Origin of the sequence: Pseudideonella sakaiensis (genome assembly GCF_048320135.1) — a bacterium.
GTDB classification, from domain to species: domain Bacteria; phylum Pseudomonadota; class Gammaproteobacteria; order Burkholderiales; family Burkholderiaceae_C; genus Ideonella_A; species Ideonella_A sakaiensis_A.
In genome coordinates, this window is the sequence record NZ_CP182947.1 from 4,250,385 (window position 1) to 4,277,271 (window position 26,887).

Sequence of the window (26,887 nt, forward strand, 5' to 3'; positions counted from 1 at the left end):
CGTGACAGTCAAGAGTTACAGCCTTTCGATATGAATAGTCCCATCGCTCAGCGTAATCAGCAAACCTTTGACTTTCCAAGAGGTGACCCTCTTGGACGTTTTATTCGCGGGTCCAAAACTTCGTTCCAACTGTGTCTTCAATGCTGCCGCATTCAACCGTCTATCAAACAATCTTTTGATCACCTCGGGGCTTGTCAGAACTTGGACTTTCTGTTCGCCCTTGGAAGATTCCACGCGCTCAAATTGATCGTGCCTTATATGAAATAGTATATGGTCTATCCGGCGACTGCCAGATTTTTCAGAATAATAATATGTGACTGACGAAAAGAAATGATCATCGGTGGTAACGCTTGCATAGGTATCGTCGGGGTCGTCTTTGGCAACTCGGCCAGGGAATATCTCATATAAGTCGGAGAATGAGCTACCAATCCGCGCCCTCCGAAACCCCCTTGGATACGGATCCTCGGAGGAAAATGCGTCCACCTTGGAAAGCTCAGTGTTTCGAAGCTTCAGCGCGATAACTTCGTCCTGCAGCTTCGCGATTTCTCGATTTCTTTCCTGGACAGTTCTCTTCGTGATCGGAAGCAGTTCGACTTGACGTTTCGCATCCGCCAGTTGCACTTCTAGAATTTTTATTTCGTGTGGAATGATGATTTTCATAAAAAGCCCCGCCGTTGCGGTAGCAGTAGCGGCGCAAAGGGTCAAGACGATAATGAGTGGATGTGCTCGTATCGCCTCCCAATGCCCGCGTGGCTTGGGTGGAGTGCTACCAGCATTTTCCCTAGATTCTTCGGTTTGCATTTGGGACCCTTGTGAACGGCGGAGACTTGCGTGGGCGGCCAATTTTCCCTTGCTTGGTCATGGCGTATCAATAGGGGCCGGATAGAGGCGGCCTTGAAAATCGTTTTCATTGGATGACGGGGCGGCGGCCTTTTTTTTTCGTATCGCCGATTAAGGCTGCGCGGGCTCATCAGGCGAGCCGGCGTGCATCTTCGCTGGCCGTCGTGCACGCATTTCCCGCCCCAAACAGTTTCGCCATTGGTCAGACGACGGGCGTCAATGCATTCACTGCCGCTGGGTGCTGGTCGAGATGATGGCGCTTGGGGCATGCAAGTGTTGTCAGGCGGCAATCAACCTGGTTGCTGACCTTTGCGGCGCTCGCGCGTATGGGCGCTTAGCAGCTTCGCTCGGTCCGCCAGTCACTCAGGCTCAGCCAGGAATGCGTTGATCATCGATATCACGCGCTCTAAGTTTTCGATTGTCGGTTCGTGTTCGGCCAGTTCTGTCCCCTTGAGCCGCATTCCGCGCTCTCCCTGCTCATAAATTAGTTCCAGACATAACAGCTCGTTGTCAAGGTGGGCCGAAAGCATGCTTGCTAGAAAGAAAGTTTGTCCCCTAGTTAGCTTTGCGATGTCCGGCGCAAACTTGGATGGAGACACCCAATTGCCGTCCCTGAGTGCGCTGTGAAGGTATGGAGAGATCGCGAGCAATTCGCGCCAGTAATCCCTTTCCTTGCCCCCAAAAACTCCAACCCAGTCTGAATCAAAATTCCAGACGGAAGAGGCGGCATCCCGGAGTGCGCGGGACCTACGACGTGCGGGCGCCGGCTTGCACAAAACAAAGCCTTGACCGTCCGGGCTTCTTGTAAATGCATGCCCCGGATGGCTTTGCGACCAAGCCACCGCCTCCGGGAAAGTCGTAAAGCGCATCTGCGGCAACGTCTGGTCACTGCCAGTGGAAAGCTGCCTGTCGTCGTTGGCATGGGGCGATTGGGAAGGGTGCCGAGGTTTGGAACGCATGAGGTGCTGAACACCTGCCTTAAGCTCGGTCTCGGTGAATGCATCATCGGGCAGGCCGTCATCGTCATCTTCATCGTCTTCGCGCATCTTCCGGATTATGAGGACCTCCTGAGCGTCTCTTTTGCGCCAAGCTAGCCACAACCTCAAGGGAGTTGATTGGGTCTAGACGAGATTCTCGACTTCCCGCTCGCCAGCAGACACCCAAGTCTCGCCGGATCTGACACCCTTGGCCGTGCCAATTGGGCCGGGGCGAGCAGCATTCAGCAGTCAATGGGCAGGCGTGGTCGGGGTTGATAGCTGCTGGCCGAGAGCGGACCTACATGGGCCAGAGCGAAATGTGGCTGAACGTCCAGGAGCGGCAAAACCGGGCGAAGCGCAAAAAGGTTCGGGTTCGGTTCGGCGTTCGGCGACGCAACTCGTTGATTCACCTCGGGAAAACGGCGGAACTCGCTCGGACGCCCGCATCAAGGTTCGGCATTTGGTTCGGCGAGCCGCCCGTAGCAACCCGTCGCCCGGAAAAGCCCTTACAAATCATGACCTTGCCCGAACCCGGAGGCCAACTTTCCGGTTCTCTTAATCCGTAGGTCGAGTGTTCGAGTCACTCAGGGCCCACCAGAATTTTCTCGTGGAATCAAAGCACCGGCGTCGGGAGGCGTCAGGTGCTTTTTCTTTGGGCGCGTGGTCGGCAGCCGCCGTGGGCTTGTCAATTGGGTTTACGAACGACGTATTCGAAGGTTTGCCTGACCCGTACTGCGACCGGCTTGCCATTTTTGGTCGCGGGCTGATAGCGCCACTCCCGAAGAGCAATGATGGCGTGGTCGGCGAAATATCTGTAGTCGGATTCGACAACGACGAAATCCTTCGTGGTGCCATCTTCAGCAATCGTGAATTCGATGGTGCCTCCCCGCCGATACCGTTCATCAGGCGAGTGATCGGATAGACGGGGGCGTTTCCGGAAATCAATCGTGGTTGCGTGTCCACAGGAGCGCCTGCAGGCAGCGGTTTGCTTCCTTCAATATTGGAGCCCGGTCTCATCGGCATGCCGGCCTCAGTGCGGCCCGTCGACGGTGGCGGTGACGACGACGGCACCAACGGCGCGCACGCGGACAGGACGGCTGCAATGGCAAGGACAGGAATCTTCATTGGTGACAATCTTGGGCGATGCCCATCAGAGTTGGTTTTTCTTGCTGGCTCATTTTCAAGGGCTTTTCGTCCATCGCAGCAGATAGGTTGGAGCGCAGGGCGCAGGCCGGGACTTGATGGCGCTTCAGTGGCAGCTACATCACTGCGACCGTTTCTCTCTCACGACGCAGGCGCGCTGTCTGCGATGGCTGCAGCGGGGCGGCCGCCGCGCTTGCGTGAGGGGTGTGATTCATCAACCCTCTGCCGACCACCACGGCCGGGATCGCGCCTCCGACCTTGACCTGCATCTGCGTGGCTGGTCCCGTCATCACGGACCGAAGGGCCTGACAACCCCGACAACCATCGGCGCTGCAACCGCGTCGCCGATAACCCGGGAACCCCCGCGCCCCGTTCTGCTCCTACTGGCAAGCGGCGCAACCGCCGCCGCGCCGACGATCCAACCAGGAGCCCATCGCATGAACGAAACCGCCAGCAAGACCCCTGACATCGACGCGATCTATCGCGAGTTGCGCGCCGGGCGCGGACGTGAGCACGTCACTGATGACAACGTCGGCGCGCTGATCGATCGCGCGCGACAGGACGGTGACCAGCAGCTCGAATTGCTGCTGCGCGAATGGAAGTCGCCGTGCGGCGAGGATGCCGGCTCGCTGCCGGACAAGCTGCCGCCGCCGTGAGCGCGTTGCTGCAGTCAGACGGCGACCCGCTGCGGCTTGCCAGTCAGACCGCGCAGCCGGACCATCCGGCCCGACGGTGATCGGCCAGGTTCTGCCAACGATTGCCGTTTTGGTCGTTGGTGAAGAGCGTTCGTTTGACATCGCAGGCAAACCGGCGCCTAGTGGGCAACTCCCTCCCATCGGGTGCTGCACGGCCCGACCAGCCCTGGTGCCGCCCGATGATCATCGCCTTCAATGCATTTCGCCTCTGGCTCACGCTGAGCAATTTTTCCGCCGCCAGGAGAATCCACTACAGCCGCGGCAAGGCGCAGGGCCAGGGCAAGGTGCAAAACCTCGATACCGATGTACCGGCGCTGAATCGCAGCCGCGCGGCGCTCGATTGTTCAGGCTATGTCCAGTACGTGATCTATCAAGGCAGTTCGCACAAGGTCAGGATTCCGCAGGGCAGCTACAAGCAGCAGGAGTGGCTCGAAGACGGCGGTTGCCGCGCCGTTGGCGCCAACGATTTTGTCGACCAGGCCGATGTCTATGCCTATGAAGCGGCCAAGCGGGACGACACCGTGCGCATCGCATTCCGCGCCACCGATCCGAAGCGGAAGAACAGCGGTGGCAGCGAAAGCGGCGGTGTCGGCCATGTGTGGCTGGTGATCAACGCCCGAACCTACGAGTGCACCACGCGGCGCGGTAACGGGCCGAACAGCTTCGACTTCGACGCGCGAACCAGCGACGTTGATTCGCTGTATGTGCTCGGCCCAGCGCCCGGATTTGCCGGTCAGGGTGCGTTGCCGCAGGCTTCGCAGGACAGCTGAGCCGGCCTGCAGCTGGCGGAGCCAGCGCTGCGTGTGTCGGCGTTTTTGCGCCGGCTGATACCCGCTCGGAGACGTGCTTGATGGCTTGGACGCAGCGGCAATCGCAGGCTGATTGACCGGCGTTGCAGCAGGCATATGATCTGCGCTGCACGCTGTTCCGGTGCGCCGAGCGACCGGTTTTGCGGGCCTCCCGCGCCGCTCTCGACAGTCGGCCCGCAGGGAGCATCAAGATGGACGAAGGCAAACTTCAGGCCTTCATGGGCAAACTCGTCGTCGACATGGGTGGCGCGGCGATACTGGCGAATGTCGTGCTCGGCGAGGAACTGGGCCTCTACCGCGCGATGGCCGACGGCACGCCCGTCACGCCGGACGAACTGGCCGGGCGCACCGGCTGCAATGCGCGGCTGGTGCGCGAGTGGCTCAACGGCCAGGCCGCGAGCGGATATGTAGAACACGGTTCGGGGCGATTCCGCCTGCCGGAGGAGCAGGCAATGGCGCTGGCCGACGAGGATTCGCCGGTTTATGTCGCCGGCGGTGCAATGGTGCTGTCGAGCATGTACCTCGACAAGGACAAGATCGTCGCGGCGATGCGCGGAGACGGTGGGCTGTCGTGGGCCGACCACCATCCCTGTCTGTTCTCAGGCACCGAGCGATTTTTCCGGCCCGGCTACCGCGCCCACCTCGTTGCCGAGTGGCTGCCGGCACTCGAAGGTGTGGTGCCGATGCTCGATCGCGGCGGCAAGGTGGCCGATATCGGCTGTGGCCACGGCGCGTCGTCGATCGTGATGGCCAAGGCATTCCCGAGTTCGACCTTCCACGGCTTCGATTTCCATCAGCCGTCGATCGAGCAGGCCCACCAACGTGCGCAAGAAGCTGGCGTTGGTGGCAACGTGTTCTTCGAACGTGCAACGGCCAGCGACTTTCCGGGCGACGACTACGACCTGGTGTGTTTCTTCGACTGCCTGCACGACATGGGTGACCCGGTCGGCGCCGCGCGCCGTGCCCATGCCGCGTTGAAGACCGGCGGAACGGTGCTGCTGGTCGAGCCCTATGCCAACGACGAACTCGACGACAACCTGACGCCGGTTGGCCGGCTGTTCTACGCGGCGTCAACCTGCGTGTGCACGCCGAATTCGCTGTCGCAGGAGGTCGGGCTCGCGCTCGGCGCGCAGGCCGGCGAACGCCGTCTGCGCGAGGTGTTCCACCAAGCCGGTTTCCACCACTTCCGGCGTGCCACCGAAACCCCGTTCAACCTCGTGCTGGAGGCCCGCAAATGACCGCGCATCATCATTTCGTCCGCGCGGCGCTGCGCATCGCCTGCGTCACCGCTGGCGCCGCAGTGCTGCTGGTCGCACCGGCGGCGGCCGACACCCTCGACGGCAAGCGGTTCGAGGGTGTATTCCTCGCGAAGGGCAAGACGCGGGGCGATGCCGATACGCTGACCTTCCGCAGCGGCCGCTTCCATTCGAGCGCGTGCGACCAGTACGGCTATTCCGACGCGCCGTATACGACGACGGTCGAAGGCAATGCGACCCGCTTCGATGCCGAGACCGAAAGCCCGAAATACGGCAAGCTGCGCTGGACCGGCTATATCCGCGGCGACAAGCTCGACGCGACGGTGATGATGATCCAGGACGGCAAGCCGCCGCAGGAGAACTGGGTCGCCGCCGGCTTGAAGAAATAGGCGTTGGCGTCCAATCTGCCGGCAGGTGGCGGCAGGCTGGGGCCGATGAACGGCTTGCCGGCAACGGCAAGCCGTTTTTTTTCTGTCTGCGCGCTGAACAAAAGCGGCACGCAGCAGCACACGTCACGCGCCGCCGCTGCGCACCGGCAGCGCCACGACTGCGGTGGCCTTTGCCGTCATCTGCCGCAAGGCGGGGCAGGCGGATGACCGGCGCGGATTGGCGTGTCGACGGCAGCGCAGCGGTTCGACGAAGGGCTGGCTGGCGCCGTGGCGTCAGACGGGCAAGCGGGTGCCAGCGGGCTCGCGGGGCCGAAACGCGCTGAGCTGCAACGCGGGCCACCAGAACCGGGCCAGGGTGCGCTTCGACCCCACGCGGGCCCGCACTGGCAGAATCCTTGCCCATGGAACTGAAAAACATCAGCCAGTTCGAGCGGGCGTCGCGGCGCGGGCGCAACGATTCATTCCGGCTCGGCGTCGGTCTGGTCTTTGTCGTCTGCATCATGCTCTACACCGGGCTGACGCAGGGGATTCAGGGGCCGCACGGCGTGATGCTGGTCGCGGCGGCGATCATCGGCGGCTACATGGCGATGAACATCGGCGCCAACGATGTCGCGAACAACCTCGGGCCGGCGGTCGGCTCGAAGGCGGTATCGATGGTCGGTGCGCTGATGATCGCCGCGGTATTCGAGGCGGCCGGCGCGCTGATCGCCGGCGGCGATGTCGTCTCGACGATCCAGAAGGGCATCATCCGGCCCGATGCGGTGACCGATCCGGACCGCTTCATCTGGCTGATGACCGCGGCGCTGCTCGCTGCGGCGATCTGGCTGAACATCGCAACCGCGGTCGGCGCGCCGGTTTCGACTACGCATTCGATCATCGGCGCGGTGCTCGGCGCCGGGCTGGCTGCCGGCGGTACCGACGCCGCGAACTGGGGCAAGCTCGGCGGCATCGCCGCGAGCTGGGTGATCTCGCCGGTGCTGGGCGGGCTGATCGCCGCCGGATTCCTGTACTGGATCAAGCGCCGCATCACCTGGCAGCCCGACATGCTGGGCGCCGCACGGCGTGGCGTGCCGGTGCTGATCGGTGTGATGGTGTTTGCGTTTTCCGCCTATCTGGTGATGAAGGGCCTGAGCAAGATCTGGGAGGCCAGCGCGCTGCAGGCGCTGGGCATCGGACTGTTGCTCGGTGTATTCGGCTGGTGGCTGGCGCTGGGCTGGGTCGGGCGGCGCATCGACGAGCTGGAAAACTCGAAAACCGACATCAACCGGCTGTTCACATTGCCACTGGTCTGTTCGGCAGCACTGCTCAGTTTTGCCCATGGCGCCAACGATGTGGCGAATGCCGTGGGTCCGCTGGCGGCGATCGCCGAAGTGGTGCGCAGCGGTGCGGTTTCGGGCAAGGCGCCGATCCCGTTCTGGGTGATGGTGGTCGGCGCATCCGGCATCGTGATCGGGCTGCTGCTGTACGGCCCGAAACTGATCCGCAAGGTCGGTAGCGAAATCACCGAACTCGACCAGATGCGCGCCTTTTGCATCGCGATGGCAGCAGCGCTGACGGTGATCGTCGCATCGCAGCTCGGCCTGCCGGTCAGCTCGACGCACATCGCGGTCGGCGGCGTCTTCGGAGTCGGCTTTCTGCGTGAATACCTGAAGCGCCAGCATTCGGGCGTGATGGAATTCATCCGCCAGCACCACGTCGGCGCCGACAAGGCCGATGTCGACAACTTCCTCGACCGCTTCGGCGCCGCCCATCTGGAAGAAAAACGGGCGATGCTGCAGGCGCTGAAGGACAAGGCGACACCGGCGCTGCTGACCAAGTTCGAGCGCAAGCAGCTGAACAAGGTCTACAAGCAGCAGCTGGTCAAGCGATCGGAGCTGATGAAGATCGCCGCCGCCTGGGTGATCACGGTGCCGGCTGCCGGCGTGCTCGCAGCGATGTTCTATTTCATGATCTTCGGCATGGTCAACGCCTGAGCGCTACAGGCTGCGCCAGCTGTCGATGCAGTGCCGCGCCAGCGCGGTGACCCACGGTCCCTGCGCCGGCACGAAGGCAATGCCGCAGCGCGGGCTGACGATGAAGCCGGCACGTTCGAAACGGCCGGGGTCGGTGGCGGCGATGAACGCTGCCAGTGTGTCGAAGGGCACTGCAACCGTTGCGATGTGCAGCACGTGGGCGCGTTTGGTCACCTCCTCGAGCCGGCCGTTGTCCTGGAAGCGGTACACCGCCTCGCCGTAGTCGAGTTCGTTCAGCCCGACCATGCTGCGCGAGACCTCGAGCGGCGCACCGAATTGCAGCCGCAATGCGGCTTCGCTGATCGTGAACGGCATGCCGTCGACCGAGAGATACGGGTCGATCCGCATCGCTAGCGCACGCAGCGAAAACCGATATAGACAACGGCGGTATCGGGCGGCTTCGATTGCAGGTGCGAGGCGCGCATCTGCTCGGCGCCATACCACCATGAGCCGCCGCGGGTGCGCCGCGGCGCGTTGCCAGTCGGCGGTTCGGCAACCCACTCCCAGGCATTGCCGCCCATGTCGAACAGGCCGTTGACGCCGGGCCTGCTGCGGCCGACCGGCGCATGCCCGGCGCCGCGGTCCAGACGGGCGCCGTGCGCAACGGCCAGCGCCTGCGCCTGCGACCCGCAGTCGCCGAGGCAGATCGCACCAAGCGGGCCGTCGCCGGTCGGGAACGGATAGCTGCGGGCGCGTTCGAAGGGCGGCTGCGGCGTGCTGCGCTGCTCGGTATAGGCGGCCGAGACCCATTCGGCATCGCTCGGCAAACGCCCGCCGGCCCAGCGGCAGAACGCGGTGGCCTCGTCGAATGTCAGGTGCACCGCCGGTTCGTCGTCGGCAGCCGCGCGGCCGAACGGGCTGCGCCAGGTCCAGCCGGGTTTGTGTGTCCAGCCGGCCTCGTAGACCTCGCCGCCGCCGGCGCGTTCGGCGCGGGTCGTGATGCCAAGCGCTTGCGCATGGCGGCGAAATTGGCCGACCGTCGTTTCGGTGCGGGCGATCGCGAAGCCGGGCAGCGGCTGCCAGTCGATGCCGGCCGGGTTGTCCGCCGACAGTGTCGCTGCGTGGGAGAGCGCCACCGTGCTCAGCAACGCGCCGCACAGGGCCAGCCGCTCGACGTGCAGCAGCAAGGCAGGGCGCCGGTTCATGTCGGGTCCTCTGCATCCGGCGTCACCGCCTCGACGTCCATCGGCAGCAGCTGGATCGTCGCGCGCAGGCCCGGCACGGCGCTCATCAGCGCCTGTTCGACATTCGCGCGCAACGCGGCCGCGCGCCCGAGCGACCACGACGGCGGCATGTGCATGTGCAGATCGACGAAGCGGCGCGCGCCGGCGCGGCGTGTCGTCACATGGTCGAAGCGGATCGCCGAATGTGCAAACTCGTTCAGCGTCGCCTCGATGCGCTGCTGGATGTCGGGCTCGAGCGCATGGTCCATCAACCCGGCGGCGGAGCGGCGCAGCAACCCGACCGCTTCGCGCAGGATGTTCAGTGCGACCGCGATCGCGATCAATGGGTCGAGCCAGAGCAGGCCGGTGAATTGCACCGCGGCCAGGCCGACAACGACGCCGACCGAGGTCCAGACGTCGGTGAACAGGTGCCGTGCATCCCCTTCGAGCGCCATCGAGCGCGCCTCGCGCGCCTTCTTCAGCATCGCCCACGCGAGCCCGCCATTCAGCACGGTGGCGACGATCGACAGCCCGAGGCCGAGCCCGAGCTGCTCGAGCGGCTGCGGATTGATCCAGCGCTCGACGGCAGCCCAGAGGATTGCCAGCGACGCCACCAGGATCAGCACGCCTTCGAAGCCGCTGGAGAAATATTCGGCCTTGTGGTGGCCGTAGGGGTGTTCGTCGTCGGCAGGCTGGGCGGCCAGCGTGACCATCATCAGCGCAAAGGTCGCGCCGGCCAGATTGACCAGCGATTCGAGCGCATCCGACAACAGGCCGACCGAACCGGTCAGCCACCAGGCACCGGCCTTCAGCGCGATCGTCGCGACCGCGACGGCGACCGACAGTTTCAGATACGACGCGACTTGCATCGGCTGATTGTCGCGCGGCCGCGGCCCGCCGCGGGTGAGCGGCGCAGCGACCCGGGCCGCTGCGCCGCCCGCGTCAATCCGGCCGGATATTCGGGTTCATCCGGAACAGGTTGCCGAGGTCGCAGCGGCGTTTGACGGCGACCAGCCGCAGCCAGGTCGATTCGCCGTAGGGTTCGCGCGTGCGGGCTTCGCCTTCGTCGATCGGCGCATCGATCGCGTTGCCGTCGAGCGGCTTAAGCCATTCCGAGCGGCAGTGGTAGCAGGCTTGCCGTCAACAGCCGCTCGGAACTGGTGTCGCGGCTGTTTTTCGACCAGCGGCCGCGCTCGATGGCCGGGCTCGGGCTCGATGGGCGGGGCTGGTTCATGGCAGGGCGCTGAGCAGCGGCGTCCTCGCCGCAGATGCACGCGAGCGTGGAGGCGCGCCTCAGCTGCTGCGCGCCTGCGAGCCGGCAGAGCGCGCGCGCCGCAGCTTGACGAGCGCCAGTGCGCCGGCGCCGATGGTCCCGGACCGGTATTCGACGAATCCGAGATCACGGTACAGCGACAACGCCGGCTTGTTGTCCGCGCCAGCGGCCACCGCCGTTGCATAACCACCGACCAGCGCCAGCATGTGGACCATCAGCGATCGTGCGACGCCCTCCCGCTGATGCAACGGATGGACGACGAGTGATGTCACCAGAAACTGGTCGGGCTCGTCATCCGGCAGAAAGCTCACCGAGCCAATCAGCTGGTCAAGCTTGAAGGCGCCGAGAAAATAGTCGTCTCGAGCCTGGATAGTCTCGTGGTGCTGATTGAACGGCGCGTGGTCGACGACGCTCAGGATGTCGGCCTCCTGGGCATGCGCAAGCGACAGGATCTGGTGGATCTGCTTGGCAACCGAAGGGTTGCGGTGGTCGATGGGTTCGATCAGAACCATGCTGCAGGTATTTCCGGATGTCGAGCCTTCGGGCAGTCGGAACCGCGGTTGCGGTTGATGGCAGCTGCAGGCGTTGCCGCAGCGGGAGCCGGCACCGCAGCATAACGACGAAGCCGTTGGCAGGCCCAACCCGTTTTGTCGGCAGGGGTTCTGCCGGCCGGCGCAGCGCTGGCGATGCACCCGGCAATGAGGCGCAAGTTCAGACCAAATCGCCGACATTGAGCAGCGTCATCACGCCGAGCGCGGCAAATATCGCCGCGGCGATCGCGTGCACCAGCGTCATCGAGACCTTTTTCGCGATCGTGTCGCCAAGAAAGACCGCCGGCACATTGGCCAGCATCATGCCGAGCGTGGTGCCGGCGACGACGGCTGCCAAGGCGCTGTAATGGGCCGCCAGCGCCACTGTCGCGATCTGTGTCTTGTCGCCCATCTCGGCCAGAAAAAACGCCACCACGGTGGTGCCGAAGACATCGAATCGTTGCCGGGTGGTGGCAGCGTCGGCATCGATCTTGTCGGGGATCAGCATCCAGCCGGCCATCGCGATGAACGACAGGCCGATCACCCAGCGCAGCAGCTCGGGGCCGAGTGTGTGAGCCACCCAGTCGCCGACCAGCCCGGCCAGCGCGTGGTTGGCCAGGGTGGCGACCAGGATGCCGCCGATGATCGGCAGCGGACGGCGAAATCTCGCAGCCAGCATCATTGCCAGCAACTGGGTCTTGTCACCCATTTCGCCGAGCGCAACGACGCCGGTCGAGATGAAGAACGCTTCCAAGGGAACTCCAGGGGCCGGGGCAGACAGGACTGCACGGCCACCCCGGCCCATCCGGAGGCGTGCAGTCAAAGGTCTTGCCAGGCTTGAAGCTGCGCGCGCCATGGCCGTGAGGGCCAAGTCTGTTGACGCGCGCCCCTGCGGTGGCAGGGCGGCTACTCCCCAATGACGGGTTTCAATTCGATCGGCGCGATTCTAGGCGCTCGGCGGTCGACTACATTTCCGGTCGCCCGAAGTCGAATCGGATCTGCCGTGACCCATCGCCGCGCCCTGCTTGGCATGTTGCTCGTCTCGCTGTTGTGGAGCACGGCGGGCGTCGTCACGCGCCTGCTCGAATCGGCCCGCAGCTTCGAGGTCACGTTCTGGCGCAGCTTCTTCACGCTGCTCGCTTTGGCCGTCTATCTGGCGCTGACGAGCGGCCGGGCGGTGCCGGCCCTGTTCCGTGCCGGTGGCCGCGCGCTGCTGGTCTCCGGCGTGATGTGGTCGCTGATGTTCACCTGCTTCATGCTGGCGCTGACCCTGACCTCGGTTGCCAATGTGCTGATCACGATGAGCCTGGCGCCGCTGTTCACTGCGCTGCTGGCGCGGATGCTGCTCGGCGCCCAGGTGGCGTTGCGCACCTGGGTCTCGATTGTGCTGGCCGGCGCCGGCATCGCATGGATGTATGTGCACAAGATCAGCGCCGAGCCGGAAGCGCTTCTCGGCACGCTGGTCGCGTTGTGTGTGCCGTTGGCCGGCGCGATCAACTGGGTCACGCTGCAACGCAACAACGGCGACGGCAGCAGGGCGGGAAGGAATGTCGACCTGATGCCGGCGTTGCTGATCGGTGCGCTGCTGTCGTGCCTGATCAGCCTGCCGTTTGCATTGCCGATGCAGGCTTCGCTGCACGACATCGGCCTGCTCGCCGGCCTGGGTGTTTTCCAGCTCGCGTTGCCCTGCGTGCTTGCGGTCCGGGTGGCGCGCGGTCTGTCGGCGCCGGAGCTCGCGCTGTTGTCGCTGCTCGAGGTGGTCTTCGGCATCGCCTGGGCATGGCTCGGCGCCGGCGAACAGCCGCTGCCGCAGGTGCTGGCCGGCGGCAGCCTGGTGCTCGCCACGCTGGCGGTCAACGAAGGCATCGGGCTGCTGAAGAAGCGGGCGCAAGGCGCCTGACGCGCCGCCGCGGGGGGCTGATTGCGATCGAGCGCAATGTGCATCACCTTGGGCTGTTCGGAGCGGCTGCTGCGCAACTGCAGTTCGATGGCCTGCAGCGAGGCCAGGCGATCGCGTGCTCCCAATGACGGCCGCGCGCCCTGCGCGGGCGCTTCGCCGCGAGCCAGTGCCGGGCGCGGCGCGTTGCCGCTGCATCGCCAGCGCCCGCGCCGTTTGCACGCGATTCGCGCAGGCGGGAGCCGTCCGATGTCGGCTGCAGATCGAAGTTCGGGATTGACTGCCGGCTGTCTCGTTCTGCGCCGCATGCAGGCAGCAGCCCGTTCAACGAGGGTCGGTCGCAGGCCGATCCCAGTCGAAGCGGAACGGCTTTTTCTCGGCGAATCCGGCCACCGCCTGCTGGTGATAAGTCGAGTGGAAAAAGACCGCCTGTGCCGCCGCTTCCATTTCAACCAGCGCGCGCGCGTCGAGGTTGAACGACTGGTTCAGGATGCGTTTGCTGGCGCCGATCGCCGCGGTCGGCGCATCGGTGAAGCGGCGCGCCAGTGCCATCGCCTCGTCCAGCAGCCGCTCGCTCGAATGAACCGCCATCGCGATGCGCAGTTGCCGCGCCTCGTCGGCATCGATGCTGCGGCCGGTAAAAATGATCTCCTTCGCGAGCTGCAGGCCGACGATGCGCGGCAGCGTGAAGAACAGGCCGGTGTCGGGCACCAGCCCGACGCGGCCGAACGACGCGCGGAAGATCGCCTGCGGCGAACACAGGACGAAGTCGGCCGCCAGCGCGATGCCGAAGCCGGCGCCGATCGCCGGGCCGTCGACGGCGGCGATCACCGGCATCTCGAGGTTCATCAGCAGCTGCGCCCAGTCGTGCAACTGGTGGATGCGGCGCCGGTCCTGCTCGGTGCTGCGGCCCGGTTGATTGAGAAACTTCAGGTCGCCGCCGCTGCAAAAACTGCCGCCGCTGCCGGTCAGCACCAGCGCGGCGAGTTCGCGGTCGACCGACAGTTCGCGCATCAGCTGCGTCAGGTCGGCCTTCAATTCGTCGGACAGCGCATTGCGGCGTTCGGGCCGGCACAAGGTGACCACGCCAACGCGGTCGATCACCTCGAAGCGCAGCGCGCGGTATCGCGGTTCGGTGGTCTGGTCGCCATCGGATGGTGTGGTGCTGGTCATGGCCTGTTCCTGCTGAGGGGTTTCCGACTCTAGTCGACCTTGTCCGCTCAACCTTTGCTGCGAGTGGTCTGATTCGCATCGGTCCGCGCCGGTTCGCCGGCCACGGCCTTGAGTTGCGTTGCCGAGCGGGCAGTCTGCGGCCTGCGGGAAAACCATCAGCTCATCGATAAGTGGTTACTACCAGCCCCGGACGACGACGACAAGAATGGACCGATCGACCCAAACCATTCGAAAGGCGAGCGATGAGCAAGATCCTGATGTTGTGTGGCGATTTCGTCGAAGACTACGAGGTGATGGTGCCGTTCCAGGCGCTGCAGGCGGTGGGGCATACCGTGCACGCAGTGGCACCGGACAAGAAGAACGGCGACTTCGTGACGACGGCGATCCACGATTTCGAAGGCCAGCAGACCTACAGCGAAAAGCCGGGCCACCGCTTCACGCTGAATGCCAGCTTTGCCGATGTCGATCCGGCCCGCTACGACGCGCTGGTCGTGCCCGGCGGCCGCGCGCCGGAATATCTGCGGATGAATGCGCGGGTGCTCGAGATCACGCGCCATTTTCTGTCCGCCGGCAAGCCGCTGGCGGCGATCTGCCACGGTGCGCAGCTGTTGGCCGCGACCGGTCTGATCAAGGGGCGCAAGCTGAGCGCCTACCCGGCCTGCCAGGTCGAGGTCGAGCTGGCCGGTGCCGAATACATGGGTATCGCGATCGACCAGGCGGTGACCGACGGCAACCTGGTCACGGCGCCCGCCTGGCCAGCCCATCCGGCCTGGATTGCACAGTTTCTGACGGTGCTGGGCACGCGCATCAGTCTGTAGCATCGCCGGTCAAGCGACGGGAGCAAACATGTGCAAGATCTTCATCAGCGCCGACCCGGCGAGCTACGAGAGCCGCACCCGCTCGGTGCGGCTGCATGGCGTCGTCACCAGCATCCGGTTGGAAAACCTGCACTGGGCGGTGCTCGACGAAATTGCCTGCCGTGACGGCATGACGGTCGCGCAGTTGATCGAGACGCTGTACGACGAACTGGTGGTCGACCGCGGCGCGGTCGGCAACTTCTCGTCATTCCTGCGTGTCTGCGCGCTGCGCTACGAACGGCTGATCGCCGAAGGCCGCATCCCGCGCGACGCGTCGGTACCGATCCGTTCGCTCGACGCCGACCGTGTACTCGATGGCGAGCTGAGGCCGACGCGACCGAGGACGCAGCGGCCAGCGCACCAGCACGGCGGCGCGGGGGCACCCGGCCGCCGACACTGAACCGCCGCCGGGGGTCGCGATCTCACGCCGTGGCGCAGCCCGGCACATCGCGGCCCGCCGGCGCGCACAGCGCGGCGTCGAACCAGATCTCGAACACATCGTTGGCTGGCCGGATGTCGCGCAGGTTGCGCAGCACGGCCGGCATGCCGGCGAGTTTGCCGAGCTCTTGCTGGCACCAGCGGGCCATTGCCGGGTCGCTGCCGCCGTGGCTGCGCACTTCGGGCCGCGAAGGCGCCCGGTCGGTGCCGACCGTCTCGATCGGTGCGGTCGCATAACCGGCGGCCTCGAACTGGCGCACCAGTTCCTCGGCCAGCGGCGCCTGGCGCGGGTTGGCAATCTGCACGAATACCGCCGGCCGCGCGCCATCGGCCTTGCGCAGTGTCGCTGCGAGGGTCTCGGCAGCACCGCTTGGTGCGGTTTCAGGGCTTTTTGCCAGCGCACGTTGCAATGCGCCGATCGCCTTTCGCTCGGATGACACGACCGCGGGCGTCGCGGTGGTGACAAGTTGAAGGGTCGCGGCAAGCCCGTCGCGGAAGTTTGCGTCCGGGGTGGCCAGACCGGCGGTCGCCGCCGCGAGTGCCGCGGGCAGCGTTTCGGCCGCCAGCTGCGGATTGCCGGCCAGCATCGAGCGGGCGCCGAGCCGGCTGTCGCGGTCGGCGGCGAACAGTGCGTTCGCTTCGGCCTGCGCACGCTGCGCAAGTGACGGCTCGGCGGCGATGCGCGGGACCGGCGATGGTGCTGCTGTCGGTAGTGCAGCGACCGCCTTTGACGCTGGTTTTGGCGTGGGTGACGGTGCCGAGGGCTTGCCCCCGCTGTTCCCGCCAGCGCCGCCGAACAGCTTGCCGAGACCGGCACCCAACCCGACCATCGGCGACGCCGGCGGGGGAGCTTTTGCGGTGGGGCTTGCCGTTGGCCGCGTTGCCATCGACGGGCGGTTGCTTTCGATCAGTACCGGAGCCGGCTCCGGACTTGCCGCGAGCGCCGCAACCAATTGCGCGTCGGTGCTGCGTGCCAGCGGCGCCGGTTCGCTGGCACCGAGCCAGGCGATCTGCTCTTCGGCAACCGCGCGCTGGCCGCGACCGAGTGCGGTCAACTGCAGCGAGCGCCTGAAGCGCTCGAGCGCGTCTTCGCGCAGGCCGGCCAGTTGCGCCGGCGACGGTTTCGGCTGCTGGCGCTCCATCAGCGCAACGGTCAGGTGGCCCCAGTAGAAGAATGCCTCGGCCAGCGTCGGATCGTTGACGGTCGCCAGCCGGTACTCGAGTTCGGCCTGCTTCAGGTCCGGCGGCTCGGCCTCGAAATGGTGGGCGAATGCGCGCTCGAGGTGGGACAGCGCAATCCGCTGCTGTTCACGCCTGCGCGCCAGTTCGCGCTCGCGCCGTGCATCGGCGACGAACATCCAGCCGATGCCGCCAGCGGCAGCAACACCGGCGACGCCGAAGCCGAGCACCCAGCGCCGCTGCAGACGGCGGCGCGTCAGTGGATCGACCGTGGCGCGGCGGCGCAGGCGGGCCGCTGGCAACGCTCCGCCATCGCTGCCGGTGGGTGCGGCCTGCTGGATGGCTTCGCGAATCTGCGCGAGCAGTTCGGCCATTGCCTCGTCGTCCGGATCGCCGTTCCAATCGAGCAGGTCGAGTGTGTGCAGCGTGCCGAAACCGAGCGGCAGCGGCACATCGGCAATGCGCACCGGCAGCAGCTTGCGCTGGTCGCGCGCGCGGCTGGCTTCGTCGCGAACGAAGTCGGATTGCACCGAGGTATGCGACCACAACACGATGACCAGCGGTGCGGCGATCAGATGGCGTTCGATCTCGGCGGCAAAGTCGCCGCCGCCGGTCAGCTCGCGGTCCCACCAGACGGCTAGGCCGGCAGCTTCCAGCGCGACCGCAAGCGCATGGGCGGTATCGCGGTCGTCGCGCGAATAGCTGATGAAGATCTCAGCCATCGGCACATCTTGAGGCTTGCAGTCGTGTCGGGCAGGGCATCGTTGTGTCACGAGCCGGTTGGCACTCGTCGGCGCAGCGTACGCCGTCGGCGCGATGTTGCACTCCCTAACAGGCGCAATGGTGCCCGAACCCCCGCGATCGACACCTCCGATCGCCCACGAACTGGCGGGCTGACATTTCGGTATCGAGAAAACCGCGCCCGATCATCGGCGGGAGATCGGTGTCGATCCGGGCGGCAACAAGGTCATCAGCGAGGGACGCAACGCTGATATGCTGCTGCAATGCGTCAGCGACGCGAAAAACGCCGCCGACAAGCGCTGACGCGCTTGCCGGCGTTGCCATTGCCGCGTCAGGCGCGGGCGAGTGCCGCGTTGCCGCTGCGGTCGAACGCCACCGTGCCGGCACCGACTGCGGCGAGCAGGAACAGGCCACCGGCGACGGCCATGTTCTTCATGAACAGCAATTGCTGAACCATCTGCTGCTCGGCAGGCACGGCCCAAAACTGGTGGAACAGCGCGCTGGCAGCAATCGTGAACAGGCCGAGTGCCAGTGCCGCCCAGCGGGCCTGGAAGCCGACGATGATCGCCAGGCCGCCGAGCAGTTCGAGCAGGCCGACGATCACCGCGAGCGCCGAGGCAAACGGCAGGCCGCCGCTGGCGATATAGCCGGCGGTGCCCTCGAGGTTGCCGAGTTTGCCGAAGCCGGCGATCACGAACATCACGGCCAGCATCACGCGGGCCAGCAGCAGCAACGGGGTCTTCAACGAATCGAGCATGGGTTTCTCCATCAACTGGTTCGGCGGCGTCGGGACCATCCCGTCGTTTGCCGATGACCAGAGCTTAGGGAGCGAACCCGCCGGCAGGCTTGAAAGCGGCGCGGTGGCACCGTTCAATAAATTTGATGGCCGGGCGCGCATCTGACTGCCTCCCTGGCGGCGGATTCAGGCCGCGTGGCGGCAGACGCGGAAGCCGATATTGCTCGCCGAAGTCTCGGTGGTATTCGCACTTCGTGCGGCGACCCGGTAACGCCGGCAATAGGAGTCGTGACAGAGAAACGAGCCACCGCGCAACGGGCGCTGGCCATCGGGCAACGCGTCGATGCACCACTCCCAGACATTGCCGCAGACGTTGAACAGGCCGAAGCCGTTTGCCTCGCCGGCATCGGCAGCAACCGGGCCGGGTTGCCAGCCGGGCAGTGGCGCACCGGGAAAATCGCCGCGAAAGATGTTGCAGCGTGGCACGCCAGACGCACCGAGCAATTCGTCGCCCCACGCAAAGGCCCGCCCTTCAAGACCGCCCCGTGCAGCGCGTTCCCATTCGGCCTCGCTCGGCAGCCGGCAGCCGGCCCAGTCGCAATAGGCGAGGGCATCGTTCCACGAGACATGGACGACCGGATGGTCGGGCCGGGTCAGCACCTGAGACCCCGGCCCTTCGGGGCGCTGCCAGCAGGCATGGTCGACCTGACGCCACCATGGCAGCCCATACACCGCCGGCCAGCGGCCAGGCTCCGGCAATTGATGAAGAAAAACGAACGAGCTGCCGCAGCGCTCGGCATCGGTGATGTGCTGCGTTGCGCGGACAAACGCGCCGAACTCGGCATTGGTGACGGTGGTCGCGCCGATTGCGAAGGCCGGCAGCGTGACGCGGCGCGCCGGCCCTTCACCATCGCCGGGGATCGCGTCGGGGCCATCGTTGCCCATCAGAAAACTGCCGGCAGGGATCTCGCGCCAGCGATCAGCTTTCGCCACCTCGGCGTTGCGAGCGGTCGTGGGCTGACTCGGCGGCGATGCCGGCGCGGCCACCCGATCACCGGTTGCCGCGGCGCTCGGCGTGCAGCAGCGCCCGCTGGTCATTGCCTTGCCCGGATCAGTCCTTTTCCCAGAACGCCCGCGTGACACCCTGGCTGCGCATCAATTCGACGATCTTCTCGCGCGGAATCACGCCGCAGCGCTCGGCCCAGGCCTCGTATTGCGCGGCCATTTCGGCAACGCGTTGCGGATGTTCGGTGGCGAGGTCGAGCAATTCGGTGCGGTCGGCGTCCATGTCGTACAGCTCCCACGGCTGCGGATAACGCTTGACCAGTTTCCACTTGCCGATGCGCACCGCGGCATTGCCTTCATGCTCCCAGAACATCGGTCCGCGTTCGATCGCATCGCCGCCGAAGGTCGGGCGCAGCGACTGCCCCTCGAGTGGCTCGATGGTCTGGCCGTTCAATTCGCGTGGATAAGGTGTTGCGGTGACATCGAGGATGGTCGCCATGATGTCGGGCAGATAACCCGGCGCATGGCGGATCGCGCCACGGTCGCGGATGCCGGCCGGCCAGTGCACGATCAGCGGCGTCGAGATGCCGCCTTCGTGGATCCAGTGCTTGTAGAGCCGGAACGGCGTATTCGACAGGTTGGCCCAGGCGGTGCCGTAGCTCTGGTAGGTATTTTCCGGGCCCGGCATGCGGCTGGTGTCGTTGCCGAAATGGACCGCCTCGCCGCTGCGCGTCTGGCGGCGCGCGATCATCAGCTTGTCGACCAGTTCGTCAACCGTCACGTCTTCCGGGATGTCCTCGGCACAGGCACCGTTGTCGGCGAGGAAGATCAGCAGCGTATTGTCGAGCTGGCCGTTGCGCTCGAGCGCCGCGACGATGCGCGCAATGCCCTGGTCCATGCGGTCGATCTGCGCCGCATAAACCTCCATGCAGCGCAATGTCCAGGCGCGGAACTGTTCATCGGCCTCGGCCTCGGTCCACGGCGGTTGCGTCGGATCGCGCTCGGTCAGCTTCCAGTGGTCCATCAGGATGCCGGATGCAACGAGTTTTTCCAGCCGCTGCTCGCGCAACGCATCCCAGCCCTGGTCGAAACGGCCCTTGTATTTCGCGATATCTTCCTCGTGCGCATGCAGCGGCCAGTGCGGTGCGGTGTAGGCGACATAGGTGAAGAACGGTTGCTCCGGCGACGACTGGTGGTGCTGATCGATATAGGCCACCGCCTGGTCGCTGATCGCATCGGTATAGAAGAAGCCGTCGGCATGGGCTTCGTGCTCGACGTTGTCGTTGCCGCGGGTCAGCGTATTCGGATCGTAGAAACTGCCGGCGCCGATGATGGTGCCGTAGAACTCGTCGAAGCCGCGCTGCAGCGGCCAGGTGTCGGTCGGCTTGGTCAGGCTCGACGCGACATGCCATTTGCCGCTCATGTAGGTCTTGTAGCCATTGGCCTTCAGCGCCTGCGGAATCGTCACGCAGCGGTGGTTCAAGTTGCCGGCGTAGCCTTCCGGGCCGGAGTCGTAGGTCAGGATGCCGACGCCGGTCTGGTGCGGATGCAGGCCGGTCAGCATCGATGCACGCGACGGGCTGCAGCGCGCGGTGTTGTAGAACTGGCTGTAGCGCAGGCCGTTCGCAGCCAGTCGATCGAGCGCCGGCGTCTCGACTTCGCCGCCGTAGCAGCCGATGTCGGAAAAGCCCATGTCGTCGTTCAGGATCAGCACGACATTCGGTTTGGTCGTCGTTGTCATGGTCGTCAGGATGTGAAGAGGAAGGGCGCGGGTCTCAGAGTCGGGCCCCGCTGGTCGGATCGAACAGGTGGGCGGCGCCGGGCTCGAAGCCGAGCTGCACCGCATCACCTTCGCGGACCGGTGGCAGGCGGTCGCTTTTCAGTTTCAGCAAGCGCTCGCCGGCGATGAAGCTGACGATGCTGCTGTCGCCGAGGTCCTCGATGCGTTCGACCTTGGCCGGCAGGCCGCCGGCAGCGACGATGCGCAGGTCGCCCGGGCGCACGCCGAGCATCACGTCGCGCGGCGCCGCATCGCTTGCCTGCGGCGCAGCGACCGGCAGCAGCGCATCGCCGATGCGCACGCTGCCGCTCTGCAGTTTGCCCGGCAGCAGGTTCATCGGCGGCGTGCCGATGAAGGCGGCGACCGCCATCGTCTTCGGCTTCGAATAGATCTCGCGCGGCGAGCCGATCTGCACGATGCGGCCTTCGATGAAGACCGCGACGCGGTCGGCGAGCGTCATCGCCTCTTCCTGGTCGTGAGTCACATACACCGTCGTTGCGCCGAGCGAGCGCTGCAGCCGGTGCAGTTCGAGCCGGGTCTCGAGGCGCAGCTTGGCGTCGAGGTTCGACAGCGGCTCGTCGAGCAGGAACAGTTTCGGATGACGGACGATCGCGCGTGCCAGTGCGCAGCGCTGCTGCTGTCCGCCCGACAGCTGGCCCGGCGTGCGCGCGAGCAGGTGGCCGATATCGACCTTGGCTGCTGCATCGGCGACCGCGCGTTCGATCTCGTCGGCCGGCGTGCCGACCATCTTCAGCGGAAAGCCGATATTCTGCGCGACCGTCATGTGCGGATACAGCGCATAACTCTGGAACACCATCGCGACATCGCGCTCGCCAGGCTCCTTTGCGGTGACGTCGTCGCCATCCATCAGCACCCGGCCTTCGCTGACCGTCTCGAGCCCGGCCAGGATGCGCAACGTCGTCGTCTTGCCGGAGCCGGATGGGCCGAGCAGCACGAAAAATTCGCCGGGCCGGATCTCGAGGTCGACGCCGTGCAGCACCGTCGTCGGGCCATGGCGCTTGACGACGCCTTCGAGCCGCACGCTGCCGCTGCCGCCACCTGCTGCCGCCGCAGTGTCTGCTTGCGGGCGCACTGCCGTTGCCTCCACTGAAGCCATCACCGACGTCCCCCACCCTTGACTGCACCCACGGTCAGACCTTTCACGATGTGTCGCTGCGCAAAGATGCCGATCAGGATCACCGGCGCCATTGCGAGCATGGCCCCGGCCGCCAGCCGCGCCCACTGCGTCTGTTCGACCGAGATGAAATTGAACATCGCAACCGTCACCGGCCGCACACGGTTGCCGCCGAGCACGACGGCGAACAGGAATTCATTCCAGGCATTGAGGAAGACGAAGATCGTTGTCACCGCGATGCCGCCGCGCACCTGCGGCAGGATCACATGCCACAGCGTGCGGAAGCGCCCGGCCCGGTCGAGCAGCGCCGCTTCTTCCATCTCGAACGGCACATCCTCGAAATACGAGACCATCAGCCAGATCGCGAACGGCATCGAAAACGTCAGGTAGATCAGCGTCAAGCCGGTATAGGTATCGAGCCCGCCGACCTGTTGCAGCACCAGGTAATACGGAATGATCAGCCCGACCGGCGGCAGCATCTGCGTTGCCAGCACATAAAAGCCCGACGCGCGCTTCGCCGGATAACGCAGCCGCGCCAGCGCATAGGCCGCCGGCACCGCGAACAGCATCGTCAGCGCGGTCGCCAGCGTCGACACCACCATGCTCGACCACAGGTTCGGCACGATCGATGAGGCGCCGAAAATCACCTCGCGGTAGTTGTCGAGCGTCGGCGTGAACAGGAACTTCGGCGGATACGCGAGCACGTCGCGCTCGGTCTTGAACGAGGTCATCAAACCCCAGATCACTGGAAATGCCCAGACCGACAAGCCGAAGCCGGCGACGGCCGCGAGCGCGAGGCGCCGGAATGCGGCGCGTGGGTTGTATGCGGGAGCGTGGTGTGCGGCTGTCATGTCATCGTCCGCAATTCGTTGCTGCTGTTGATGTACCGGTCCCACCATTCGAACTGAAGCGGCCAGTGGCTTCGCAGGTCGGAGCAAATCTTGTGGGAGGGGCTTCAGCCCCGATTCGGGCTATGTCATTCGCAGCTCCGTTACCTCCGTCAGATGGCCGCCCAACGCCCTCGTTGGTGTCACCCAGTTTTTCGACGATCCGTGCGATCGTTGCCACGGCCGGGTGCCGCCTGCCGCGCCGCTCGGTCAAGGCCTCAGCCCAGGCAATGAGCCCGAATCGGGGCTGAAGCCCCTCCCACAAAAAGATGGCTCGCATCACCGCGCCTTCCTCAACCTGAACATCAGCCATGAGATCGCCATCGTGATGCCGAGCAGCACCATCGCGAGCGACGCACCGTAGCCGAGGTTCAGCTCGGTGAACGAGGTGCGGTAGGCATAGAGGTTCAGGATCTCGGTCGCGGAGCCCGGGCCGCCGCCGGTGGCCGCGAAGATCGCCGCGAAGGCCGACAGCGCGGTCATCATGCGCAGGATCACGACCATCACGACGGCCGGCCGGATCAGCGGCAGCGTGATGTAGCGGAAGCGTTGCCAGGCGCCGGCGCGGTCGAGGCGGGCAGCTTCGTAGACATCGGGCGGCAGTGTCGACAGCGTGGCCAGCAGCACCAGGAAGGCGAACGGTGTCCACTGCCAGGTGTGGATCGCGATCACCGAGATCAATGCCAGTTGCGGGTCGCCGAGCCAGTTGTGGCTGCCGAGGCCGAGCGCGCGGGTGACGAGGTCGACCAGGCCGAATTCGGGCGCCAGCACCAGCGTGCGCCAGAACAGGCCGACGACGACCGGCGCCAGCACGATCGGCAGGATCGCGGCGATGCGCAGCAGGCCTTGCCCCTTCGGAATCTGCAGCACCAGCAGCGCCAGTGACAGGCCGATGACGACCTGCAGCACGACGGTCGAGCCGGTATAGATCGCCGTCAGCCACAGCGAATTCCAGAACCGAGGATCGCTGCCCATGCGGGCGTAGTTGTCGAGCCCGGCAAAACCGGACAACCACGGCATGCCGAGGTCGAGCCGGTGCATGCTGTTCCACGCCAGGTAGACCAGCGGCGCGGTCGTTGTCAGCACCAGCACCAGCAGCGCCGGCACCAGCAGCGTCAGCGCAAAGCGCCGCTCGCGTGCTTCCAGCGACGGAGCGACACCACCCATGGTCTTGTTCATCGATTGCGAATGTGATCTGGCAGGCCGCGCGAAACCGGCGCCGGCGGCCCGCTGCGGCTACCGCTGACGGCGCGCCGGCCGCGATGGGCGCGCCTCAGCGGCGCAAGGTCATTTCAGGATCTGCTGCAGGCGCGCCTGGGCATCGTCGAGTGCTTCCTTCGGCTTTTTCTGGCCGACCAGCGCCGACTGGATCGCAGTCGCCATCGTCTCGCCGATCGCCGGCCACTGCGGCACACGCGGGCGCCAGTCGACATCGGTATCGTGCTCGAGCGACTCGAGCGCGGCCGGGATGAAGTTGTCGCCGGCGGTCTTCATCGCGGCGGCAAATTCCGGCGAACGCCAGATCGACATCCGGTTGACGCCGGAGCGCCGTGCCGGGCCGGTCCACAGGTAGGAGGTGCGGGCCTGGGTCTCGGCCGACGAGGCCCACTGGATGAACAGCCAGGTGGCGCGTTTCTGCTTTTCGCTCAGTGCCGCATTGACCGGAAAGCCCCAGTTCCAGATCGACGTCACCCGTTTGCCCGACGGCCCCTTCGGCCAGCGTGCATAGGCGATCTTGCCGACCACTTTCGACTTTTCCGGGTTGTTGATCACCGCGGCCGACGAATGCGCATCGAGGTAGGTCGCGATCGTGCCTTGCGAAAAGGCGTCGGCGATGTCGGGCCAGTTCCAGTTGCGCACCGCCGGCGGTGCGTAGTTGGTCAGCGCATCGACATACCACTCGAGTGCCTTCACCGCCTCGGGCGAATTGACGACGACCTTGCCGTCGTGCATCCAGCTGCCGCCGAAGCCGCGGAAGATCGACGGGTAGACGTACATGTTCTGGCCGGCGCCGGCAAAGCCGCGGATCGCCAGGCCATGGATGCGCTCGGCCGGATCGGTCAGCGCCTTCGCGTTGCTGAGCAGCTGCTCGTAGGTCTCGGCGGGTTTCAGATTCTTCGCCGCATAGAGGTCCTTGCGGTAGACCTGCACCGTGACCTCGCCGTCGAACGGAATGCCGAAGGGCTTGCCGTCGACCGAATCGGCCTCGCGCCAGGCCTTGATGATGTCGTCGTAGCGGAACCACGCCGGGTCGGTCAGCGACGCATCGTTCAGATATTTGTCGAGCGGCTCGACCCACTTGTTCGACACATACAGCGGGTAATACATCGGGTCGGCCGCATGGGTCGCGTAGGTCGCGGTCTTCGACGACAGGTCGAGCATCGCCTTCTGCCGGATCTGCCCCGGCGGCACCTTCTCGAAGCGCAGCTTGATGCCGGTCAGTGCCTCGAATTGCGGTTGCAGCGAAATCAGGTTCTCGAAATAGCTGGCCGGAATCACCGCGACCGTGATCGACTCGCCTTCGGCCTGCTTCCAGTTGATCTTTGCGCGCTGGTAGGGCGCGAGGTCGTCGGGCTGCGCCCATGCGGAGCCGACGAACTGCGGGCCGAGTGCGCCGGCCAGGCCGATCGCGGCGCCCTGGCGCAGGATCCGGCGGCGGCCGGTCGAGAGGCTGTTCTGGTCGTCAGGGTCGCGCTGATTCATGGCTTGTCTCCATTGGTGTTGAGGCCGGATGCGCCTGCCGCGGCGGCGCGCCGATGCGGGGGAAGGCCAGTGACTCTCGAACAACATGTATTCGATTACATCAACCATAACAATGGGCTGCGGTGAGCGCAACCATCTGAGCATTGGCGTTTCCACTGATACGATGTTGATCGATCGTGTAATCGAATTCATTTGTTTGCAACAGGTCGATCGATGAACAGCAACGGTGGTCGCGGGAGAGCGCAGTCAGGGGCCCGCCGGCCCAGCGCGAAGGATGTCGCGAAGCTCGCGGGAGTCTCGACCGCCACCGTCTCGCGGGTCATCAATACGCCCGATCAGGTCGACGTCGCGACACGTCAACTGGTGCGCGATGCGGTCGACAAATTGCATTACCTGCCACACGGCGCGGCCCGCGCACTGCGCAGCCACCGCAGCAAGATGGTCGGCGCGGTCGTGCCGTCGTTCGACTATGCGCTGTATGCGCGCACGACGAGCGCGATGCAGGCGGTGCTGGATCGAAAGGCCTACTCGCTGGTGCTCGCCGAACACCACTACGACCTTTCGGCCGAATTGCGGATCACCGAACAGCTGATCGGCCACGGCGTCGATGCCTTCGTCTTTGTCGGGCTCGACCATGACCCGGCGCTGTTCGCGCTGCTCGAGGGTTATGGGCGGCCATATGTGCTGACCTGGGGTGTCGATCCGATGCGCCGCCACCCGAGTGTCGGTTTCGACAACCGGGCGGCCACCTACGCGATGACGCAGCATCTGCTCGGCCTCGGCCACCGCCGCTTCGGGCTGCTCAGCGCACGCCCCGAAGGCAACGACCGCGCCAGCGAGCGGGGCGCCGGCATGCGTGCGGCGCTGGCGCAGGCCGGCATCGAACTGGCCGATTCGCATGTGCAATATGGCGCGATCGACCTCGCCGCGGCGTCGGCGGCGATGAGCCGGCTGCTCGACCTGCCGCAGCCGCCGACCGCAGTGGTCGCGACCAACGACGTGTTTGCGGTCGGCGCGATGCTGGCGTGCCGGCAGGCCGGCGTGCGCATTCCAGACGACATTTCGATCACCGGCGTCGACAACACCGACCTCGGCGCAACGCAGACGCCGGGGCTGACGAGCATCCGCACGCCGATCGTCGAGACCGGCCGCGCCGCCGCCGAACAGTTGATTGCCCGCCTCGAAGGCCTGCCGCACGAGCGCTTCGAGACATTGCCGTTCGAGCTGGTGCTGCGCGGCAGCTCGGGCCCGCCACCACCAGGCCGCTGA

28 protein-coding genes and 1 riboswitch are annotated in these 26,887 nt (G+C 65.5%); of the genes, 10 read left to right on the top strand and 18 right to left on the bottom strand.

Annotated features, from left to right (window positions below; translation table 11 throughout):
• Positions 1–15: 15 nt before the first annotated feature.
• The 3 genes from ACNH6H_RS19480 to ACNH6H_RS19490 form a co-directional block, all read right to left on the bottom strand.
• The gene (locus ACNH6H_RS19480; protein WP_418319953.1) at positions 16–801 is read right to left on the bottom strand and encodes a hypothetical protein; all 786 of its coding nucleotides are present in this window, start codon (positions 799–801) and stop codon (positions 16–18) included.
• Positions 802–1,199: 398 nt separating this feature from the next.
• The gene (locus ACNH6H_RS19485; protein WP_418319954.1) at positions 1,200–1,886 is read right to left on the bottom strand and encodes a hypothetical protein; all 687 of its coding nucleotides are present in this window, start codon (positions 1,884–1,886) and stop codon (positions 1,200–1,202) included.
• A gap of 616 nt (positions 1,887–2,502) precedes the next feature.
• Positions 2,503–2,763 carry an energy transducer TonB gene (locus ACNH6H_RS19490; RefSeq protein ID WP_418321408.1) on the bottom strand — a complete coding sequence of 87 codons (261 nt, stop codon included), beginning with the start codon at positions 2,761–2,763 and terminating at the stop codon, positions 2,503–2,505.
• A 634-nt stretch (positions 2,764–3,397) separates the two neighbouring features.
• Here ACNH6H_RS19490 and ACNH6H_RS19495 point away from each other — a divergent pair.
• The 5 genes from ACNH6H_RS19495 to ACNH6H_RS19515 all read left to right on the top strand — a co-directional run bounded on the left by ACNH6H_RS19495 (position 3,398) and on the right by ACNH6H_RS19515 (position 8,082).
• Positions 3,398–3,616, top strand: coding sequence for a hypothetical protein (locus ACNH6H_RS19495; RefSeq protein WP_418319955.1), 219 nt, complete (start codon positions 3,398–3,400; stop codon positions 3,614–3,616).
• Positions 3,617–3,834: 218 nt separating this feature from the next.
• Positions 3,835–4,425 carry a hypothetical protein gene (locus ACNH6H_RS19500; protein ID WP_418319956.1) on the top strand — a complete coding sequence of 197 codons (591 nt, stop codon included), beginning with the start codon at positions 3,835–3,837 and terminating at the stop codon, positions 4,423–4,425.
• Between the two features lie 224 nt (positions 4,426–4,649).
• Positions 4,650–5,702: a class I SAM-dependent methyltransferase gene (locus ACNH6H_RS19505; RefSeq protein ID WP_418321410.1), complete on the top strand. Its 1,053-nt coding sequence runs from the start codon at positions 4,650–4,652 to the stop codon at positions 5,700–5,702.
• Positions 5,699–6,109, top strand: coding sequence for a hypothetical protein (locus tag ACNH6H_RS19510; protein WP_418319957.1), 411 nt, complete (start codon positions 5,699–5,701; stop codon positions 6,107–6,109). The genes ACNH6H_RS19505 and ACNH6H_RS19510 overlap by 4 nt, the downstream gene beginning before the upstream one ends.
• Before the next feature lie 401 nt (positions 6,110–6,510).
• Positions 6,511–8,082 carry an inorganic phosphate transporter gene (locus ACNH6H_RS19515; RefSeq protein WP_418319958.1) on the top strand — a complete coding sequence of 524 codons (1,572 nt, stop codon included), beginning with the start codon at positions 6,511–6,513 and terminating at the stop codon, positions 8,080–8,082.
• Positions 8,083–8,085: 3 nt separating this feature from the next.
• Here the strand turns inward: ACNH6H_RS19515 and ACNH6H_RS19520 are convergent, their stop codons facing one another.
• From ACNH6H_RS19520 to ACNH6H_RS19545, 6 genes are all read right to left on the bottom strand, one after another.
• Positions 8,086–8,469: a hypothetical protein gene (locus ACNH6H_RS19520; protein WP_418319959.1), complete on the bottom strand. Its 384-nt coding sequence runs from the start codon at positions 8,467–8,469 to the stop codon at positions 8,086–8,088.
• Between the two features lie 2 nt (positions 8,470–8,471).
• Positions 8,472–9,266, bottom strand: a complete 795-nt coding sequence (locus tag ACNH6H_RS19525) for a formylglycine-generating enzyme family protein (protein WP_418319960.1) — start codon at positions 9,264–9,266, stop codon at positions 8,472–8,474.
• Positions 9,263–10,153 carry a cation diffusion facilitator family transporter gene (locus ACNH6H_RS19530; protein WP_418319961.1) on the bottom strand — a complete coding sequence of 297 codons (891 nt, stop codon included), beginning with the start codon at positions 10,151–10,153 and terminating at the stop codon, positions 9,263–9,265. Before ACNH6H_RS19530 ends, ACNH6H_RS19525 begins: the two co-directional genes overlap by 4 nt.
• A 73-nt stretch (positions 10,154–10,226) precedes the next feature.
• Complete coding sequence (locus tag ACNH6H_RS19535) at positions 10,227–10,367, bottom strand: BBE domain-containing protein (protein WP_418321412.1); 141 nt, start codon at positions 10,365–10,367, stop codon at positions 10,227–10,229.
• Between the two features lie 210 nt (positions 10,368–10,577).
• Complete coding sequence (locus ACNH6H_RS19540; RefSeq protein WP_418319962.1) at positions 10,578–11,069, bottom strand: GNAT family N-acetyltransferase; 492 nt, start codon at positions 11,067–11,069, stop codon at positions 10,578–10,580.
• A gap of 199 nt (positions 11,070–11,268) precedes the next feature.
• Positions 11,269–11,841 carry a TMEM165/GDT1 family protein gene (locus ACNH6H_RS19545; RefSeq protein ID WP_418319963.1) on the bottom strand — a complete coding sequence of 191 codons (573 nt, stop codon included), beginning with the start codon at positions 11,839–11,841 and terminating at the stop codon, positions 11,269–11,271.
• 3 nt (positions 11,842–11,844) lie between these two features.
• Positions 11,845–12,014, bottom strand: a riboswitch (yybP-ykoY riboswitch).
• Positions 12,015–12,117: 103 nt separating this feature from the next.
• Here ACNH6H_RS19545 and ACNH6H_RS19550 point away from each other — a divergent pair.
• Entirely contained in the window at positions 12,118–12,987 is an 870-nt protein-coding gene (locus tag ACNH6H_RS19550) for a DMT family transporter (RefSeq protein WP_418321414.1), read from the top strand.
• Between the two features lie 321 nt (positions 12,988–13,308).
• On the opposite strand, the gene ACNH6H_RS19555 is transcribed toward ACNH6H_RS19550, so the two are convergent.
• Positions 13,309–14,157 (bottom strand): enoyl-CoA hydratase/isomerase family protein, encoded by an 849-nt coding sequence (locus ACNH6H_RS19555; protein ID WP_418319964.1) that lies wholly within the window; start codon positions 14,155–14,157, stop codon positions 13,309–13,311.
• A gap of 242 nt (positions 14,158–14,399) precedes the next feature.
• Between ACNH6H_RS19555 and ACNH6H_RS19560 the strand changes: the two genes are divergently transcribed.
• Positions 14,400–14,975, top strand: coding sequence for a DJ-1/PfpI family protein (locus tag ACNH6H_RS19560; RefSeq protein ID WP_418319965.1), 576 nt, complete (start codon positions 14,400–14,402; stop codon positions 14,973–14,975).
• 28 nt (positions 14,976–15,003) lie between these two features.
• Positions 15,004–15,414, top strand: a complete 411-nt coding sequence (locus tag ACNH6H_RS19565; protein ID WP_418319966.1) for a ribbon-helix-helix domain-containing protein — start codon at positions 15,004–15,006, stop codon at positions 15,412–15,414.
• A gap of 22 nt (positions 15,415–15,436) precedes the next feature.
• On the opposite strand, the gene ACNH6H_RS19570 is transcribed toward ACNH6H_RS19565, so the two are convergent.
• A complete protein-coding gene (locus ACNH6H_RS19570; protein ID WP_418319967.1) occupies positions 15,437–17,353 on the bottom strand; it encodes a TIR domain-containing protein in 1,917 nt (638 codons plus the stop codon).
• Positions 17,354–17,703: 350 nt separating this feature from the next.
• The gene (locus ACNH6H_RS19575) at positions 17,704–18,129 is read right to left on the bottom strand and encodes a DoxX family protein (RefSeq protein ID WP_418319968.1); all 426 of its coding nucleotides are present in this window, start codon (positions 18,127–18,129) and stop codon (positions 17,704–17,706) included.
• Here ACNH6H_RS19575 and ACNH6H_RS19580 point away from each other — a divergent pair.
• On the top strand, positions 18,128–18,274 hold the full coding sequence (locus tag ACNH6H_RS19580) for a hypothetical protein (protein ID WP_418319969.1): 147 nt from the start codon (positions 18,128–18,130) through the stop codon (positions 18,272–18,274). The genes ACNH6H_RS19575 and ACNH6H_RS19580 overlap by 2 nt on opposite strands.
• Before the next feature lie 20 nt (positions 18,275–18,294).
• On the opposite strand, the gene ACNH6H_RS19585 is transcribed toward ACNH6H_RS19580, so the two are convergent.
• From ACNH6H_RS19585 to ACNH6H_RS19610, 6 genes are all read right to left on the bottom strand, one after another.
• Positions 18,295–19,101, bottom strand: a complete 807-nt coding sequence (locus tag ACNH6H_RS19585; RefSeq protein ID WP_418319970.1) for a formylglycine-generating enzyme family protein — start codon at positions 19,099–19,101, stop codon at positions 18,295–18,297.
• A gap of 118 nt (positions 19,102–19,219) precedes the next feature.
• Positions 19,220–20,854, bottom strand: coding sequence for an arylsulfatase (locus ACNH6H_RS19590; RefSeq protein WP_418319971.1), 1,635 nt, complete (start codon positions 20,852–20,854; stop codon positions 19,220–19,222).
• A 34-nt stretch (positions 20,855–20,888) separates the two neighbouring features.
• A complete protein-coding gene (locus ACNH6H_RS19595; RefSeq protein ID WP_418319972.1) occupies positions 20,889–21,986 on the bottom strand; it encodes an ABC transporter ATP-binding protein in 1,098 nt (365 codons plus the stop codon).
• 23 nt (positions 21,987–22,009) lie between these two features.
• Positions 22,010–22,879 carry a carbohydrate ABC transporter permease gene (locus ACNH6H_RS19600; RefSeq protein ID WP_418319973.1) on the bottom strand — a complete coding sequence of 290 codons (870 nt, stop codon included), beginning with the start codon at positions 22,877–22,879 and terminating at the stop codon, positions 22,010–22,012.
• A gap of 315 nt (positions 22,880–23,194) precedes the next feature.
• Positions 23,195–24,094: a carbohydrate ABC transporter permease gene (locus ACNH6H_RS19605; RefSeq protein ID WP_418319974.1), complete on the bottom strand. Its 900-nt coding sequence runs from the start codon at positions 24,092–24,094 to the stop codon at positions 23,195–23,197.
• Between the two features lie 108 nt (positions 24,095–24,202).
• The gene (locus ACNH6H_RS19610) at positions 24,203–25,618 is read right to left on the bottom strand and encodes an ABC transporter substrate-binding protein (RefSeq protein WP_418319975.1); all 1,416 of its coding nucleotides are present in this window, start codon (positions 25,616–25,618) and stop codon (positions 24,203–24,205) included.
• A 213-nt stretch (positions 25,619–25,831) separates the two neighbouring features.
• Between ACNH6H_RS19610 and ACNH6H_RS19615 the strand changes: the two genes are divergently transcribed.
• Positions 25,832–26,887, top strand: a complete 1,056-nt coding sequence (locus tag ACNH6H_RS19615) for a LacI family DNA-binding transcriptional regulator (protein ID WP_418319976.1) — start codon at positions 25,832–25,834, stop codon at positions 26,885–26,887.

What these genes read in the sequence shown, in the direction of transcription:
- ACNH6H_RS19580 (WP_418319969.1), top strand. Translation starts at nt 18,128, where the DNA reads ATGGGTTTCTCCATCAACTGGTTCGGCGGCGTCGGGACCATCCCGTCG.
- ACNH6H_RS19565 (WP_418319966.1), top strand. Translation starts at nt 15,004, where the DNA reads ATGTGCAAGATCTTCATCAGCGCCGACCCGGCGAGCTACGAGAGCCGC.
- ACNH6H_RS19495 (WP_418319955.1), top strand. Translation starts at nt 3,398, where the DNA reads ATGAACGAAACCGCCAGCAAGACCCCTGACATCGACGCGATCTATCGC.
- ACNH6H_RS19510 (WP_418319957.1), top strand. Translation starts at nt 5,699, where the DNA reads ATGACCGCGCATCATCATTTCGTCCGCGCGGCGCTGCGCATCGCCTGC.
- ACNH6H_RS19590 (WP_418319971.1), bottom strand. Translation starts at nt 20,854, where the DNA reads ATGACAACGACGACCAAACCGAATGTCGTGCTGATCCTGAACGACGAC.
- ACNH6H_RS19500 (WP_418319956.1), top strand. Translation starts at nt 3,835, where the DNA reads ATGATCATCGCCTTCAATGCATTTCGCCTCTGGCTCACGCTGAGCAAT.
- ACNH6H_RS19570 (WP_418319967.1), bottom strand. Translation starts at nt 17,353, where the DNA reads ATGGCTGAGATCTTCATCAGCTATTCGCGCGACGACCGCGATACCGCC.
- ACNH6H_RS19555 (WP_418319964.1), bottom strand. Translation starts at nt 14,157, where the DNA reads ATGACCAGCACCACACCATCCGATGGCGACCAGACCACCGAACCGCGA.
- ACNH6H_RS19515 (WP_418319958.1), top strand. Translation starts at nt 6,511, where the DNA reads ATGGAACTGAAAAACATCAGCCAGTTCGAGCGGGCGTCGCGGCGCGGG.
- ACNH6H_RS19485 (WP_418319954.1), bottom strand. Translation starts at nt 1,886, where the DNA reads ATGCGCGAAGACGATGAAGATGACGATGACGGCCTGCCCGATGATGCA.
- ACNH6H_RS19560 (WP_418319965.1), top strand. Translation starts at nt 14,400, where the DNA reads ATGAGCAAGATCCTGATGTTGTGTGGCGATTTCGTCGAAGACTACGAG.
- ACNH6H_RS19480 (WP_418319953.1), bottom strand. Translation starts at nt 801, where the DNA reads ATGCAAACCGAAGAATCTAGGGAAAATGCTGGTAGCACTCCACCCAAG.
- ACNH6H_RS19540 (WP_418319962.1), bottom strand. Translation starts at nt 11,069, where the DNA reads ATGGTTCTGATCGAACCCATCGACCACCGCAACCCTTCGGTTGCCAAG.
- ACNH6H_RS19550 (WP_418321414.1), top strand. Translation starts at nt 12,118, where the DNA reads ATGTTGCTCGTCTCGCTGTTGTGGAGCACGGCGGGCGTCGTCACGCGC.
- ACNH6H_RS19520 (WP_418319959.1), bottom strand. Translation starts at nt 8,469, where the DNA reads ATGCGGATCGACCCGTATCTCTCGGTCGACGGCATGCCGTTCACGATC.
- ACNH6H_RS19525 (WP_418319960.1), bottom strand. Translation starts at nt 9,266, where the DNA reads ATGAACCGGCGCCCTGCCTTGCTGCTGCACGTCGAGCGGCTGGCCCTG.
- ACNH6H_RS19530 (WP_418319961.1), bottom strand. Translation starts at nt 10,153, where the DNA reads ATGCAAGTCGCGTCGTATCTGAAACTGTCGGTCGCCGTCGCGGTCGCG.
- ACNH6H_RS19575 (WP_418319968.1), bottom strand. Translation starts at nt 18,129, where the DNA reads ATGCTCGATTCGTTGAAGACCCCGTTGCTGCTGCTGGCCCGCGTGATG.
- ACNH6H_RS19610 (WP_418319975.1), bottom strand. Translation starts at nt 25,618, where the DNA reads ATGAATCAGCGCGACCCTGACGACCAGAACAGCCTCTCGACCGGCCGC.
- ACNH6H_RS19605 (WP_418319974.1), bottom strand. Translation starts at nt 24,094, where the DNA reads ATGAACAAGACCATGGGTGGTGTCGCTCCGTCGCTGGAAGCACGCGAG.
- ACNH6H_RS19600 (WP_418319973.1), bottom strand. Translation starts at nt 22,879, where the DNA reads ATGACAGCCGCACACCACGCTCCCGCATACAACCCACGCGCCGCATTC.
- ACNH6H_RS19615 (WP_418319976.1), top strand. Translation starts at nt 25,832, where the DNA reads ATGAACAGCAACGGTGGTCGCGGGAGAGCGCAGTCAGGGGCCCGCCGG.